Here is a 13458-nt window from a genome sequence, read left to right on the forward strand (position 1 = left end):
GCGGAGACAATGGCGGAAAAAAAGCTGGCAGCGGTGGGCACTATGGAAGCGGAAAAGACTGCGGCAGACACCCAGATCGAATTGCAGGCCCAGGTCGCCGAGTTGAGGGCCGAGATCGTGCGGCTGACGGAGACGGTTTCGGCCATCGGCAGCGGCGCCAAAGCGGTCGTCCAGGGGGAAGCGGAACTGATGACGGAACGGCTGCGGGAGCGTGTTCGTGACGATCCGATTTCGACCCTGCTGACCGTAGCGGGTGTCGCATTCCTGTTCGGCCTGTTCGCGAGACGCTGAGGCCACCTTCTGCGCGCACTCACACACCACCAGAATTGGCAATTGCGCTTGGTTAAGGACCCATGGTCTGGATTAAGATAGGGTTAACCGGGCTATGGCTCAATCGCATTCAGCAAGCTATTATTGATCCGCATCTGATGTGCACTGAAACGGACGACATCCGGGGAGGGGAACCGGAAGAAGGAGTGAGTTGAGAAAGGCGCGTCTGTCCGGGTTTTCCGGGAATGCGCCGGCCCGCAATCGGGCAGGGTGAAATCTGTGTTCATCCGTCTCATGAATGTATGGAGACGAGCATGGCAGACGTAATCAGATTGCAGGACCGCAAGGTCAAGGTGCCGCGAAGGCGCCCCATTGCCGCGGCCAGCGCCAAAGTGTTGTTTTTTACCGGCATCCGTTACGAACGCCTCGACGGGCGCGGTCCGCAGCCAACCGCTCCGACAGGACGACAGGTCAAGAAGCAGTAGCCGGACCGGCGCAATCGTCTCGCAAGCGGGCTCGCCGATGAAGCTACTGGCGACGCGCACCCATTTCCTCTCCAATTCCCCTCGTTCTGGCTACTGGCGACGGAACGGAGCACAGCTCGATTCGGTGAGAAAATCGCGGACCTGCGTTTCGAAACTGTCGAGCGGCGCCAGCGTGCGCAGGACGGCATAGCCCTCCGCGTCCTTCATTTCGATCATAATCGATTGCGCGAGCGCCTCCGGCGGCGACTTGCGCAGGTCGACCAATTGGATCGGCGTGGCGACGACGAGATCGAGATCGCCGTTGACGGCGGTTTGGTCGTTCATGCTGAAGACTTCGTTCGACCCGCTGTCGAAGATCGACAGCGACCAGAACGGCACGGTGCCACGCGCAATGAACCGCGCCGGCGCATCCTCGACCGAGAAGCTGCAGACGGCGGTGCGCAGGAAGGGGTCGCTATTGTCCAGCCCGGTCGGACCCGGCTCGGCCGCGAGCGGAAAGAAACTGTCCATCTCGAGGAGACCGAGGATACGCGTATAGGCGTCGCGGCCGGTAAACTGCGGCAGGACAAGGATGATGACGATGTGCAGGAGGGCGGCGCCGACGAGCCCGACGAGAAGGGTGAACAGGGCTCTACGCATTCCCGCAGCCCGTCTTGACGATTTTCGGCATTGCGAGGTCGATCAGCCCGGAAGAGCCCGCCGTTGGCGTATCCAGCAGGGTCAGGACGAGCTGGAAATTTCCCGTATGGCGGATGGCGAGCCAATTGTCCGGCTGTGCGATCGGCGAGGCGTGAATGACGAAGCCGCTGTCCTTGGCGCGCAGCACTGTCCACGAATTGATCGCCGACGGTATCTCGGATCCCGGTCGCAGCGTGGCGCCGTCGGAGGTCGCGGCGTAGAGTGTCCAGAAGCGGGCGGGTGGCGTGATCCCGGAAATGTCATAGGAGCAGGCGGCCGAAAGGCGCGCGCCGGAATCGTCGGTGGCGGCCGTGAACCTCAGCCCTTCTGCGCCGCCATAGAGCAATTCCCCGGCACGCGCCCGGTGCGCTTTTGCATAGGGATCAGCCGCGACGGTTTGCGCTTCGGGGAAGGCCACCCAAGGGCCGATCGCGATCGATCCGAAGCCGACGGTTGCCTTGAGTGCCCATATGGCCGACGTGATGCCGCCGCCGAAGGCGATGAGAAGTGCAAGGGCGACGAGGAGGGGAACGCGGAACAAGGGGAGCTCTCGTTTATCCTGGCGGCAGTGAAGCGGTTGTGCGGCGATGGCTACTGCATGTTTCTTGGATCATAGCTGATTCAAGTGCAAAAACATGCAGCAATTCAAAGCGCTGCAGCGCGCCTGGCAAGCCGCACGGGGCTCGTGGCCGCCAGAGAACGGATTTGTCGTTGCGAGCTCAATTCTTGGCGGCATCTGTCACCCGCGGCGTCACTGGCGTTCCGTCGGGTGCTTCGAGCGCCGCAACCCGGCCACCTACCTTTTCCCTGGGCTTCAGCGGCGACGCCCGTTCGAAGGCGCTGCCGATCGACTTCAACAGGCGGGTCACGTCGGCAGACAGCGATCGCGGCCGGACAAGCGGCGGCAAGGCGTTTTCATCCTGCGCGGCCTCCGCGACGGCCTCCGGCTCCTTTTGCGGTTCGGCCGGCGGAGCCTCGATCCCCGGGATTGCGCGGTGCTCAATCCCCTGTTCGGCATAATCCATCAGCCGCTTGAACGTCATCGCGGGCAGGGAGCCTCCCGTCATCTCCTCGGTGGACGTGTAGTCGTCATTTCCGAACCATACGGCTGTCGTGTAGTCGCCGGTGAACCCGACGAACCAGGCGTCGCGATAGGCCTGCGTCGTCCCCGTCTTGCCGCCTGTCACGATCCCGTTGCTGAGCGCGGCTTTGCGGCCGGTACCGATGACGGGGATCTGGGTGAGGATTCGGTTCATCGACGAGATGGCCTGTTCGCTCAGAACCCGCCGCGCCGGCGGTGCGTCGCGGCCGAAGTCGTAGAGGATATCGCCGTCGTAATTGAGGATCTGACTGATGCCGTGGCGTCGGGATTCCAAGCCGCCGGCGGGAAAGACCGCGTAGGCCGTTGCCTGATCGAGCACCGTCACCTCCGACGTGCCGAGCGGCATGGTCTTGTCTGTGCGGATCGGTGTTTCGACGCCCATTCTCTTGGCCGTCTGGGCTATGATCTCGGTGCCGAGCTTGTCCTTGGCGAGGCGTACCGGAACCGTATTGATCGACCTTGCCAGAGCATTCATCAAGGTGACCCGGCCGGCGTACTTACGCGCGTAGTTCTGCGGCGACCAGCCGCGCCAGGTGATCGGCGCGTCGACGACCACCGTCTCGGGCGTCATGCCTTTCTCCATCGCCGCCGCATAGGTATAGACCTTGAATGAGGAGCCGGGCTGGCGCAGCGCCCGGGTGGCGCGGTTGAACTGGCTTTCGCCATAGTCGCGGCCACCGACCATGGCGCGTACCGCGCCGCCGTTCTCGATCATGACCAGGGCGCCCTGCTTGACCTTGTAGCTTTCGCCGTATTGCCTCAGGCTCGACTCGATCGATTCCTCGCCCGCCGCTTGCAGCCCCATGTCGATCGTCGTCCTGACGATGAGCGAATGCTGCGCGAAGGGGGCGGCAATGCGCTGGACCTCATCGAAGGCCCAGTCGAGGAAAAAGTCCGGTGCCTTGACCTGGGCGCGATCGATGACGCTCGCCGGGTTGAGGCGGGCGGCGAGCACTTGGCCCTCGGTCATCAGGCCGCCCTGGACCATGTTTGACAGAACCTCGTTGGCGCGGGCGCGTGCCGCCGGCAGGTTGACGTGCGGCGCGTAGCGCGCCGGCGCCTTGAACAACCCGGCCAGCATGGCGGACTCGGCGAGATCGATATCGGTGATCGCCTTGCCGAAGTAGAACTGAGCCGCCGCCGCGGCTCCGAAAGTGCCGCCGCCCATATAGGCGCGGTCGAGGTAGAGGCGGAGGATTTCCTTCTTCGAGAGATTGGACTCGAGCCAGACGGCGAGGAAGGCTTCCTTGATCTTGCGTTCGATCGTCCGCTCGTTGGTGAGGAACAGGTTCTTGGCGAGCTGCTGCGTCAGCGTGGAGCCGCCCTGAACCACGCCGCCGGCGCGGGCGTTCTCGGTCATGGCGCGCGACAGGCCGAGAAAGTCGATGCCCCAGTGATCGAAGAAGCGGCGGTCCTCCGTCGCCAGCACCGCCTTGATCAGGTGATCCGGCAACTCGTCGATCGGTACGGAATCCTCATGGATGATGCCGCGATGGCCGATCTCGTTGCCGTAGCGGTCGAGAAAGGTGACGGCAAAGTCGCTTTGGGCCCGCCAGTTGCCCTTGGTTTCCTCGAAAGCCGGGAGCGCAAGCGCGAGCATCAGCACGGCGCCGGCGGTGCCCCAGGTCATCCCTTCTCCGAGCACTTCGAAAAGCGCTCGTTTCCAGCCGCGCATGCGAAAGCGACGGAAGAAGATGGTGGTGTCTTCCCACCATTCCGCCAGGCGAAAGCCGGCATTCCATACGGTCGAGTCGATCCAGGAATCGATCCGCAGAAAGAAGTGTCGCTTCTTCGGCCGATTTTCCTCTTTCCCCGGTTCCTGCACGGCGTTCATGTCCCGAAGCTTCCTTGCCACACGACGATATTTGCACGGCGCGAAATTCCAATCTACTTGCATATCGCGCCGTCGGCCTTAAAAAACCGGCAATTTTCTGCAAAGTTTCCATGCCGGCGTGGAAGTGACGAAAGTGTGACGCGATGGGCGAAATGCCTTTCTGGAAGACGAAGACCCTGGACGAGATGACCGACGCCGAATGGGAAAGCCTATGCGACGGCTGCGGTCTCTGTTGTCTCAACAAGCTGGAGGATTGGGACACGGGCGAGATCGCCTGGACGTCGATCCGCTGCACGCTGCTCGACGGCGAGAGCTGTCGATGCAAGGACTACGACAACCGGCAGGCAACCGTCCCCGACTGCGTCCAACTGACCCCGCAGGCGGTGCGGGAAATCTCCTGGCTGCCCCCGACCTGCGGCTATCGTCTGGTTGCCGAGCGGCGTGACCTTTACTGGTGGCACCCGCTCGTCTCCGGCGATCCGGAAACGGTGCATGCGGCGGGGATCTCCGTGCGCGGACGCGCCGTTGCCGAAGACGGCATCGACATCGAAGACTATGAAGACTATCTGGTAACCTGGCCCTTGGAAGTGGGCCTCGAACCGGCGGGGTAGTTCGGCGCTTTTCAGTGACCGCTTAGTGACCGCCGTTTTTGCGCACGAGGCTCTTTGGGGCGGCATTCCTCCACGCCGTCTCCAGCGACTGACGGATGAGCTCTTCGTCGGCATCCACGAAGTAGAGTGATGTCCAGCCTCGCGCGCCCCAGCCGCCGGGCACTGCGGCGCAGACCGCCGGCTCCGTTTCGAGCAGCATGCGCTGCTGATCGGGCGTCAATTTGAAGACGGCGCGGCCGGCCTCCGGCAGGGTCATGAAGATGCGCTTGCCCACCCGAAAGTCGCGCGTTCCGAAGTGCGCATTTTCCTGCGTCCCCGGAAGACTAAGTGCCAGCTTTTCGATTTCTTCGGTCAGCATCCGAAAAGAGTAGCACGAAATCGACAATTGACAAAAAGCCTCGCGCCCCGCCGGCTAGCGGGCGCGAGGCAATGTTTTCAAGCGGATGGGATTATTCAGTCCCGGCGAATGACCGCCGGGAGAGAGAAATCATTCTGCAGGCGGAACCGGCTTGTGAGCAGTTTCGCTGGCCGCGCGCATATCGCGCCATTCGCTTTCGAAGCGGTCGAGCAGCGACTGTGGAATTCTGGACTGCGATGATACGGGCGGCTTGTTCGCGAGTGTCTGCATCCGGTCCTCCTAGGCGAGACGATTACGATTGCCGGACCATTTCATACGGCAAATACTTTGTAAATCATGGGGTTAAACTATTTAAACGATTGAAAAATCTTTAAATCGATTAATTGTCAACTCATCCACACCGCGCTTTCCTGTCGGCTCCGGGGGGCGGTGGATTTGCGCGCGATGAGACATGACCTTCGATGAGCGTTTCGGCACCCAGGGTGGAAGTCCAAATGCAATCATCTTCAAAGGGTTGGGAGCAGAGCCGGACTCGCCTTTCGAGTTAGCTCGCGCGACTTCCGACGATCCGGAATCAACTTCTGAGCAAATGCTTCCATGCAACTCGGTTGAATCGCGAATCGGCTCCAGCTTCATGGAAAGCCGCGCCGTTCCTCCGACAGTATGATCCATAGATCTTAACGGACCCCTGACCCGTTCAATGCCCCGGGAGGCGCGGCCGGCCTCGCCATGGCTGCAATCTCCGGTGGATAATCGGGTTCGGGCGCGCCGGCGCCTGCAACGGGATGTCGCGGCCGTCGCGGCGGACATTCATTTGCCATTCAGCCTCTATCGGCTAATGATTTTGCCATGATCTTCCCAAGTCGAAAGTGCGTTCATGTCTTCATCAGTGACCATAGTCGCGCTCGCCGCAGGCCTCGCAGGGTTTTCGCTGCCTGCTGCTGACGTGCCTACGGTTGTTGTCCGCGTGGCGGGTGATTGCAGCGCTGCGGCGGCGCAAGTGGTTGCCGAGACCGGCGGCGAATTGCTCTCCGCCCAACCGACAGCCGATGGCAAGTGCGTCGTGACCGTGCTAATCCCGGGCAATGGAGGGCGGCCGAAGAAAGTGACGGTCAAGGTGCCGATGTAGGCATCTGCGGCGCCCGTCAGCAAAGGGAAGTGGAAGCACGATGCGCATCCTGATAGTCGAGGACGACGTCAATCTGAACAGGCAACTGGCCGAAGCGCTGAAGGAAGCCGGTTACGTCGTCGACCAGGCCTTCGACGGAGAGGAAGGCCATTATCTCGGCGACGCGGAACCCTACGATGCGATAATCCTCGATATCGGCCTTCCGGAAATGGACGGCATCACGGTGCTGGAAAAGTGGCGCGCCGACGGCAAGACCATGCCGGTACTGATTCTGACGGCCCGCGACCGCTGGAGCGACAAGGTGGCAGGGATCGACGCCGGCGCCGACGACTATGTCGCGAAGCCTTTCCATGTCGAGGAGGTGCTGGCGCGCATCCGGGCGCTGATCCGCCGCGCGGCGGGACATGCGAGTTCCGAGATCGTCTGTGGACCGGTCCGCCTCGACACCAAGGGCTCGAAGGCGACCGTCGGCGGTGTCGCGCTGAAATTGACGTCCCACGAATTCCGGCTGCTCTCTTATCTCATGCACCACATGGGGCAGGTGGTTTCGCGCACCGAGCTTGTCGAGCACATGTATGATCAGGACTTCGACCGCGACTCCAACACGATCGAGGTCTTTATCGGCCGCCTTCGCAAGAAGATCGGCAACGACCTGATCGAGACGGTGCGCGGTCTCGGATATCGGATGCAAGCACCCGGCAATGGCCATTAGATCCCTCACGGCGCGCGTTCTGGCGGTTTCGACCGTTTGGGCCGTCGTTGCCCTCGTCGTGATCGGAGTGGTCATCTCGGCGCTCTACCGGCAGGGCTCCGAACGGGGCTTCCAGGACCTGCTGCGCGCCCAGCTCTACAACGTCATCAATTCGATCTCCGTCGACGAAAAGGCCGCCCTGGCCGGCAGTCCCCAGCTTGGCGATCTGCGCTTCTCCCAGCCGCAGACCGGTTGGTACTGGATCGTCGAGCCGATCGGTGAATTCGATACGCCGCCCTTGCTGTCGACGTCGCTCGGTTCCGCCAAATTGCCGATCGTCAGCGTCGACGAGGTTCCCTTCGACATTCGCTACGAGCGCTTCTACACGACCGAGGATCCGTTCGGAAACGAGGTCGAAGTGGCGGAAACCGAAGTGGTGCTGGACATCCAGGGTCACACGGCGCGCTTCCGGGTTGCCGGCAACCGCGACGTCCTCGAAGCGGACATCGACCGCTTCACCCGCAACCTGACGATCGCGCTCTCCATTTTCGGTCTCGGCGGTCTTGGGGTGAACGCCTTGACCATTCTCTTCGGCCTCAGGCCGCTGGACCAGGTGCGCCGCTCGCTCGAAAAGATCCGCACGGGCGAGAGCGAGCGGTTGGACGGCGCTTTCCCGCGCGAGATTCAGCCGCTTGCCAATGAGGTGAACGCGCTGATCGACAGCAATCGCCGCATCGTCGAGCGTGCCCGCATGCAGGTCGGTAATCTCGCTCACTCCCTGAAGACGCCGATCGCGGTGCTCCTCAACGAGGCGCGCGTTCTCGAGGTCCCCCACGGCGAACTGATCCGGACGCAGGCGGACGCAATGCAGACGCAGGTCCAGACCTATCTCAGCCGCGCCCGGATCGCGGCCCAGCGCGGCTCCATTCTGGCGAGAACCGAGGCTCAGCCGGCGCTCGAAAGGATCGTCCGGGTGATGCGGCGGCTCAACCCGGACATGGAGTTCAGCCTGTCGGTCAACCCGCCCGGGCTGGTGCTCGCCATGGAGCAGCAGGATGTCGAAGAAACCGTCGGCAACCTGCTAGAGAATGCCGCGCGTTATGCACGCGAACAGGTTGTGCTCAGCGTCGAGCCCGCCGCCGAACAGGAGCGCAGCAAGCAATCCGGTCGCGAGTGGATCGTGCTCAGGATTGACGACGACGGGCCGGGGCTCGATCCGGATCAGATCACATTGGCGATGAAGCGCGGCAAGCGGCTCGATGAAAGCAAGCCCGGCACCGGGCTGGGACTGTCGATCGTCAGCGAGATCGTCGGTGAGTATCAGGGTAGTGTCGAACTCAGTCGACGCGACGAGGGAGGCTTGAGGGCCAAGCTCGTCCTGCCGGCGGCGGTCTAACCTGGAATGAGGAAAAGTCAGCAGCGTCTTCCGTTCAGATCGGCCAGTCGTCAGCCGCCATTCGTGATCCGGCGGTCACACCAGCCGTCGAAAATGCCCGCTGCGGCGCGGGGCGCGGTTGCCTAGTGAGGCCGGGGGTGCAAAAAGAAACTCGCAAGTGCCGCCGCTTCATCGCGATTGCCGAGATGCGCGTGGCGACCGGTCAATGAGGGTTGAGTTGTCGCGTATCATGAGGATTAACGCAGAAATGGGGCGGGCCGTCGCCTTGGGCAGCAGGATCGTGGTCGTCGCATCGACCGTCGCCCTCGCCGGTTGCGGGACGACGTCGGGCACGCAGGGCGGTGCGGCCGCAAGTCTTGGCGCAGCCGCGGCGGGCGGAGCGTCATCGGCGGCCTATATCGAGGCCCTGCAGGGCGGCGTCATCGCACGCCTCGGCCATATCGAACTTGGCAAGTCCGACCGCCAGCGCGCGCTCGAAGCGGAGTATCGAGCGCTCGAGGCCGCCCCGGGCGGCCAGCCGGTGGCTTGGGAAGGACGCGGAGTCAGCGGCTCGGTTGTTGCTGCCGCCCCCTATCAGGTCGGTTCTCAGAATTGCCGTCAGTACAGCCATACGGTGGCCGTGAAGGGCCAGTCGTCGACGGCGCGCGGCGCCGCTTGCCGCAACAGCGATGGCACGTGGTCGCCGCTGACCTGAGGACAGCACGCCGCGGGCTGCCGTCGTCCGTGCCGCACTTGCCGGAGCGGCAATGTTTGCCTTGCGGCGAAACGCCTCAAATCTCCGTCATTTTCGGTTTTCGAGTTGGAAAGCGGCAAACCTCATAGTATTTCGCTTCCATGCTGTTCTGGATTCTTGTCGCCATCTTGACGGCGGCTGTCGCTGTCGCGCTTGTCCTCCCGCTGATGCGGGCGGCGCCGTCCCTTCCGTCTCCTCACAGTCATGACATAGAGGTCTACCGCGACCAGCTCGACGAACTGACGAGAGATCGCGAGGCCGGGTTGATCAGCGGCGAAGACGCGGAGCAGGCGAGGGCAGAAATCGGACGCCGGTTGATTGCCGCCAGTGCCGCCGATGCATCGACCACGGATCGCGCATCCAGGCGGCTTGGATCGACCCGCCTGGCACAGGCGTTCATTCTCCTCTGTCTGCCAGCCGTCGGCCTCTGTCTGTACCTGACGACAGGCAGTCCGGGGGTGCCGGCGCAGCCCCTGGCGGCGAGGCTCGCCAATCCCGGCGAGGACATCAATATTCTGATCGCCAAAGCCGAAAACCATCTCGCCCTCAACCCCGACGACGGAGCGGGCTGGGACCTGCTCGCCCCGATCTATATGCGCAGCGGCCGCGTGGACGACGCGGTCGCCGCCTATGACCGGGCGATCCGGCTGCTCGAACCGACGGCAGCCAGATTGGGCGGCTATGCCGAGGCCCTGATTGTACAGTCCGGCGGTCTGGTGACGGCGGCAGCGCAGGATGCCCTGAAGAAGGCGCTGGCTCTCGATGCCAATGACCCGCGCTCGGAGTTCTATCTCGCCCTTGGTCTCAAGCAGGAAGGAAAGATGGGCGATGCGCTCGCTGCCTTCCGCAAACTCGCCGGCACGTCACCCGTGGGTGCGCCGTGGCTGCCGCTGGTCAACCAGCACATTGCGGAGCTTTCTTCCGGCGAGCCTGGTGCTGGTGGCGAAAAGCTCGGCAATCCGACATCCGACGACATCGCTGCCGCAGAGGGGATGAGTGCCGGCGATCGTCAGGCGATGATCCGCGGCATGGTCGACGGTCTTGCCGGCCGGCTGAAGGAGAATCCCAAGAACTTCGAGGGCTGGATGCGCTTGATCCGTGCCTATGTTGTCCTCGATCAAAGAGACAAGGCCGAGGATGCCCTACGCGAAGGGCTGCAGGCCTTTCCGGCCAGCGGCGACGAGGGCAAGCAACTGGTGGCTCTCGGCCGTGAACTCGGCATTGACGGCGGCGGAGCGCAGGAATGACCCGGAAGCAGAAACGGCTAGCAATTATCGGCGGCGGTGTCGGCTTCCTCATGGTCGCCGTCCTCCTGGTCATGTTCGCCTTCAGCCAGGCCGTGGCCTATTTCTATGTCCCGGGAGACCTCGCAAAGGCGGATCTCAAGCCGGGCACGCGCATCCGCCTCGGCGGGCTGGTGGAAGCGGGTTCGGTGAAGCGAGGCGACGGCAAGACGGTCACCTTCAGCGTGACCGATACGCTCGCGGCGGTGCCGGTGACCTATACCGGAATTCTTCCCGACCTCTTCCGTGAGGGCCAGGGCGTCGTGGCGGAGGGCGCCTTCGTCGCGGGCAGCCCGGTCTTCGTTGCCGACACGGTGCTCGCCAAGCATGATGAGACCTACATGCCGAAGGACGTGGCCGACCGCTTGAAGGCCCAGGGCGTCACGCTTGGCGGGAAGGAAAACATTCAATGATCATCGAGCTCGGACACTATGCGCTGGTGCTGGCGCTCGCGACCGCGCTCATCCAGTCGGTGCTGCCGCTCATCGGCGTGCGGCGCGATGATCGCGCCCTGGTGGAGCTGGCCGGCAGCGCGGCGATCGTCTCCTTCCTGCTCGTCGCCTTCTCCTTCGCGGTGCTGACTTTCGCCTATGTAACCTCCGACTTCTCGGTCCGGAACGTCTGGGAAAATTCGCATTCGCTGAAGCCGCTGATCTACAAGATCTCCGGCGTCTGGGGCAATCACGAGGGCTCGATGCTTCTGTGGCTGCTGATCCTCGTTTTCTTTTCCGCGCTGGTCGCAAGCTTCGGCCGCAACCTGCCCGAAACCCTGAAGGCGAACGTGCTGGCGGCTCAGGCCTGGATCGCCGCAGCCTTCACGCTCTTCATCCTGCTGACGTCCAATCCTTTCGCCCGGCTGGTGCCGGCTCCAGGTGAGGGCCGGGATTTGAACCCTGTACTTCAGGACGTCGGTCTCGCCATCCATCCGCCCTTGCTCTATCTCGGCTATGTCGGCTTCTCCGTCTGCTTTTCCTTCGCGATCGCAGCGCTGATCGAGGGCCGGATCGATGCGGCCTGGGCGCGCTGGGTCAGGCCCTGGGCGCTGACCGCCTGGACGTTTCTGACGGCGGGCATCGCTATGGGATCCTACTGGGCCTATTACGAACTCGGCTGGGGCGGCTGGTGGTTCTGGGATCCGGTCGAAAACGCCTCCTTCATGCCCTGGCTCGCCGGGACGGCGCTCCTGCACTCGGCGCTGGTCATGGAAAAGCGCGAGGCGCTGAAGATCTGGACAGTGCTGCTGGCGCTCCTGACCTTCTCGCTGTCGCTGCTCGGCACCTTCCTAGTGCGCTCGGGCGTGCTGACCTCGGTCCATGCCTTCGCGACCGATCCGACGCGCGGCGTCTTTATCCTGGCGATCCTTGTCGTCTTCATCGGCGGCGCCCTGTCGCTCTTCGCCTTCCGCGCCTCCCATCTCAAGTCCGGCGGCATCTTCGCGCCGATCTCGCGCGAGGGCGCGCTCGTCCTGAACAACCTGATCCTGACGACGGCGACGGCAACGGTCCTCACTGGCACGCTTTATCCATTGGTGCTCGAGGCGCTCACCGGCGACAAGATCTCGGTCGGCGCGCCGTTCTTCAACATGACCTTCGGCCTGTTGATGTTGCCTTTGCTGTTCGCGGTCCCCTTCGGTCCGCTGCTGGCCTGGAAGCGCGGCGACCTTGCCGCTGCCGCCCAGCGCCTCTTCGCCGCCGTCGGCGCCGGCCTGCTGTTTGCGGCCGCCGTATACTATGCCAAGAACGGTGGCCCCGTTCTCGCCGTTCTCGGCATCGGGCTCGGCGTCTACCTGATCCTCGGTGCGCTGACCGATGTCGCGCTTCGCTCCGGCCTCGGCAAGGTGGTGGCAAGCGTCGCTCTGCGGCGGTTCCTGGGTCTGCCGCGCTCGGCCTTCGGCACGGCGCTTGCGCATATCGGCCTCGGCGTCACGCTGATCGGCACAGTCGCCGTGACGGCCTACGAGACCGAAACCGTCGTCGAGATGAAGCCCGGAATGCTGGTCGATGCCGGTGGTTACAGCTTGCGCTTCGATGGCATGCGCCAGGGCCGTGGGCCAAATTACACGGAGGACACCGGTCACTTCACTGTTAGCCGCGGCGGCGTGAGGGTAACGGAGATCTGGTCGTCGAAGCGCCTCTATTCGGCGCGCCGCATGCCGACGACGGAGGCCGGGATCAGGACGTTCGGCTTCAGTCAGCTTTACGTCTCGCTGGGCGACGAAATGACCGGCGGCGGTATCGTGGTGCGCATCTGGTGGAAGCCGCTGATCCTCTGCATCTGGGGCGGCGCTCTGGTCATGATGGCGGGCGGCATCGTTTCCCTGAGCGATCGGCGCCTGAGGGTGGGCGCCCCGTCGCGCGCGAGGACGGCACGGCTTGCCGCGGGAGCCGCCGAATGATCCGCGTTCTTGTCGCACTCTTCCTTTGCCTCGCATCCATTGCGCCAGCCTTGGCGGTCAACCCGGACGAAGTGCTTGCCGATCCGGCTCTCGAGGCGCGGGCGCGGGCGATCTCGGCCAAGCTTCGCTGCATGGTTTGCCAGAATCAGTCGATCGACGATTCCAATGCCGAACTCGCCAAGGACCTGCGCTTGCTCGTGCGCGAACGGCTGAAGGAGGGCGATACCGACGAGGCGGTGGTCGCCTATGTCGTCTCGCGCTACGGTGAATTCGTGCTGCTGAGCCCCCGCTTCGAGGCCAAGACGCTGGTTCTCTGGGGCATGCCGGTCGTGCTGCTCGTCCTTGGCGCGGTCACCCTGGTCGTCGCCGCCCGCCGGCGCGGCGCGCGGCCCGCCGGCGCGCCGCTTTCCGACGAGGAAAAGCAAAAGCTGGACAAGCTGCTTCGGCCGTAAGGTTCCTCCAACCCGGTCGGGAGCTTCAAAAAAGACAATCC

General features: G+C 63.5%; 17 protein-coding genes. 12 read left to right on the top strand and 5 right to left on the bottom strand.

Annotated elements, in window-relative coordinates:
* Positions 1-9 precede the first annotated feature (9 nt).
* The gene (locus RHIBR816_RS0123955) at positions 10-291 is read left to right on the top strand and encodes a hypothetical protein (RefSeq protein ID WP_018239140.1); all 282 of its coding nucleotides are present in this window, start codon (positions 10-12) and stop codon (positions 289-291) included.
* A gap of 293 nt (positions 292-584) precedes the next feature.
* Positions 585-755, top strand: coding sequence for a hypothetical protein (locus RHIBR816_RS34575; RefSeq protein WP_018239141.1), 171 nt, complete (start codon positions 585-587; stop codon positions 753-755).
* Positions 756-845: 90 nt separating this feature from the next.
* Here RHIBR816_RS34575 and RHIBR816_RS0123965 read toward each other — a convergent pair whose 3' ends face one another.
* From RHIBR816_RS0123965 to RHIBR816_RS0123975, 3 genes are all read right to left on the bottom strand, one after another.
* On the bottom strand, positions 846-1394 hold the full coding sequence (locus RHIBR816_RS0123965; protein WP_018239142.1) for a membrane protein: 549 nt from the start codon (positions 1392-1394) through the stop codon (positions 846-848).
* Positions 1387-1974 (bottom strand): DUF1214 domain-containing protein, encoded by a 588-nt coding sequence (locus RHIBR816_RS0123970; RefSeq protein ID WP_018239143.1) that lies wholly within the window; start codon positions 1972-1974, stop codon positions 1387-1389. The genes RHIBR816_RS0123965 and RHIBR816_RS0123970 overlap by 8 nt, the downstream gene beginning before the upstream one ends.
* Positions 1975-2152: 178 nt before the next feature.
* Positions 2153-4369, bottom strand: coding sequence for a transglycosylase domain-containing protein (locus RHIBR816_RS0123975; RefSeq protein ID WP_018239144.1), 2217 nt, complete (start codon positions 4367-4369; stop codon positions 2153-2155).
* 143 nt (positions 4370-4512) lie between these two features.
* Between RHIBR816_RS0123975 and RHIBR816_RS0123980 the strand changes: the two genes are divergently transcribed.
* The gene (locus RHIBR816_RS0123980; protein ID WP_018239145.1) at positions 4513-4980 is read left to right on the top strand and encodes a YcgN family cysteine cluster protein; all 468 of its coding nucleotides are present in this window, start codon (positions 4513-4515) and stop codon (positions 4978-4980) included.
* A gap of 22 nt (positions 4981-5002) precedes the next feature.
* Here the strand turns inward: RHIBR816_RS0123980 and RHIBR816_RS0123985 are convergent, their stop codons facing one another.
* Together RHIBR816_RS0123985 and RHIBR816_RS38065 are read right to left on the bottom strand one after the other, a co-directional pair.
* Positions 5003-5338 (bottom strand): MmcQ/YjbR family DNA-binding protein, encoded by a 336-nt coding sequence (locus tag RHIBR816_RS0123985; protein ID WP_018239146.1) that lies wholly within the window; start codon positions 5336-5338, stop codon positions 5003-5005.
* A gap of 129 nt (positions 5339-5467) precedes the next feature.
* The gene (locus RHIBR816_RS38065) at positions 5468-5608 is read right to left on the bottom strand and encodes a hypothetical protein (RefSeq protein WP_018239147.1); all 141 of its coding nucleotides are present in this window, start codon (positions 5606-5608) and stop codon (positions 5468-5470) included.
* Between the two features lie 181 nt (positions 5609-5789).
* Between RHIBR816_RS38065 and RHIBR816_RS37645 the strand changes: the two genes are divergently transcribed.
* The 9 genes from RHIBR816_RS37645 to RHIBR816_RS0124030 all read left to right on the top strand — a co-directional run bounded on the left by RHIBR816_RS37645 (position 5790) and on the right by RHIBR816_RS0124030 (position 13417).
* On the top strand, positions 5790-6005 hold the full coding sequence (locus RHIBR816_RS37645; RefSeq protein WP_157628229.1) for a hypothetical protein: 216 nt from the start codon (positions 5790-5792) through the stop codon (positions 6003-6005).
* A gap of 210 nt (positions 6006-6215) precedes the next feature.
* Positions 6216-6467, top strand: coding sequence for a two-component system FeuPQ modulator FeuN (gene feuN / locus RHIBR816_RS0123995; RefSeq protein WP_018239148.1), 252 nt, complete (start codon positions 6216-6218; stop codon positions 6465-6467).
* Between the two features lie 40 nt (positions 6468-6507).
* A complete protein-coding gene (gene feuP / locus RHIBR816_RS0124000; RefSeq protein ID WP_018239149.1) occupies positions 6508-7179 on the top strand; it encodes a two-component system response regulator FeuP in 672 nt (223 codons plus the stop codon).
* Positions 7169-8554 carry a HAMP domain-containing sensor histidine kinase gene (locus RHIBR816_RS0124005; RefSeq protein ID WP_018239150.1) on the top strand — a complete coding sequence of 462 codons (1386 nt, stop codon included), beginning with the start codon at positions 7169-7171 and terminating at the stop codon, positions 8552-8554. Before feuP ends, RHIBR816_RS0124005 begins: the two co-directional genes overlap by 11 nt.
* 247 nt (positions 8555-8801) lie before the next feature.
* Positions 8802-9248, top strand: a complete 447-nt coding sequence (locus RHIBR816_RS0124010; RefSeq protein ID WP_018239151.1) for a lipA protein — start codon at positions 8802-8804, stop codon at positions 9246-9248.
* Positions 9249-9388: 140 nt separating this feature from the next.
* Positions 9389-10534, top strand: coding sequence for a c-type cytochrome biogenesis protein CcmI (gene ccmI, locus RHIBR816_RS0124015; RefSeq protein ID WP_018239152.1), 1146 nt, complete (start codon positions 9389-9391; stop codon positions 10532-10534).
* Positions 10531-10983: a cytochrome c maturation protein CcmE gene (gene ccmE / locus RHIBR816_RS0124020; RefSeq protein WP_018239153.1), complete on the top strand. Its 453-nt coding sequence runs from the start codon at positions 10531-10533 to the stop codon at positions 10981-10983. Before ccmI ends, ccmE begins: the two co-directional genes overlap by 4 nt.
* Positions 10980-12965: a heme lyase CcmF/NrfE family subunit gene (locus RHIBR816_RS0124025; RefSeq protein WP_018239154.1), complete on the top strand. Its 1986-nt coding sequence runs from the start codon at positions 10980-10982 to the stop codon at positions 12963-12965. The genes ccmE and RHIBR816_RS0124025 overlap by 4 nt, the downstream gene beginning before the upstream one ends.
* On the top strand, positions 12962-13417 hold the full coding sequence (locus RHIBR816_RS0124030) for a cytochrome c-type biogenesis protein (protein WP_018239155.1): 456 nt from the start codon (positions 12962-12964) through the stop codon (positions 13415-13417). Before RHIBR816_RS0124025 ends, RHIBR816_RS0124030 begins: the two co-directional genes overlap by 4 nt.
* The last annotated feature ends 41 nt before the right edge of the window (positions 13418-13458 follow it).

This window comes from Ensifer sp. BR816 (assembly GCF_000378985.1).
In the GTDB taxonomy this organism is placed as follows: Bacteria; Pseudomonadota; Alphaproteobacteria; order Rhizobiales; family Rhizobiaceae; genus Sinorhizobium.

Coding starts and splice junctions, on each gene's coding strand:
- RHIBR816_RS0123955 (WP_018239140.1), top strand. CDS start 10: ATGGCGGAAAAAAAGCTGGCAGCGGTGGGCACTATGGAAGCGGAAAAG.
- RHIBR816_RS34575 (WP_018239141.1), top strand. CDS start 585: ATGGCAGACGTAATCAGATTGCAGGACCGCAAGGTCAAGGTGCCGCGA.
- RHIBR816_RS0123965 (WP_018239142.1), bottom strand. CDS start 1,394: ATGCGTAGAGCCCTGTTCACCCTTCTCGTCGGGCTCGTCGGCGCCGCC.
- RHIBR816_RS0123975 (WP_018239144.1), bottom strand. CDS start 4,369: ATGAACGCCGTGCAGGAACCGGGGAAAGAGGAAAATCGGCCGAAGAAG.
- RHIBR816_RS0123980 (WP_018239145.1), top strand. CDS start 4,513: ATGGGCGAAATGCCTTTCTGGAAGACGAAGACCCTGGACGAGATGACC.
- RHIBR816_RS0123985 (WP_018239146.1), bottom strand. CDS start 5,338: ATGCTGACCGAAGAAATCGAAAAGCTGGCACTTAGTCTTCCGGGGACG.
- RHIBR816_RS38065 (WP_018239147.1), bottom strand. CDS start 5,608: ATGCAGACACTCGCGAACAAGCCGCCCGTATCATCGCAGTCCAGAATT.
- RHIBR816_RS37645 (WP_157628229.1), top strand. CDS start 5,790: ATGACCTTCGATGAGCGTTTCGGCACCCAGGGTGGAAGTCCAAATGCA.
- feuN (WP_018239148.1), top strand. CDS start 6,216: ATGTCTTCATCAGTGACCATAGTCGCGCTCGCCGCAGGCCTCGCAGGG.
- feuP (WP_018239149.1), top strand. CDS start 6,508: ATGCGCATCCTGATAGTCGAGGACGACGTCAATCTGAACAGGCAACTG.
- RHIBR816_RS0124005 (WP_018239150.1), top strand. CDS start 7,169: ATGGCCATTAGATCCCTCACGGCGCGCGTTCTGGCGGTTTCGACCGTT.
- RHIBR816_RS0124010 (WP_018239151.1), top strand. CDS start 8,802: ATGGGGCGGGCCGTCGCCTTGGGCAGCAGGATCGTGGTCGTCGCATCG.
- ccmI (WP_018239152.1), top strand. CDS start 9,389: ATGCTGTTCTGGATTCTTGTCGCCATCTTGACGGCGGCTGTCGCTGTC.
- ccmE (WP_018239153.1), top strand. CDS start 10,531: ATGACCCGGAAGCAGAAACGGCTAGCAATTATCGGCGGCGGTGTCGGC.
- RHIBR816_RS0124025 (WP_018239154.1), top strand. CDS start 10,980: ATGATCATCGAGCTCGGACACTATGCGCTGGTGCTGGCGCTCGCGACC.
- RHIBR816_RS0124030 (WP_018239155.1), top strand. CDS start 12,962: ATGATCCGCGTTCTTGTCGCACTCTTCCTTTGCCTCGCATCCATTGCG.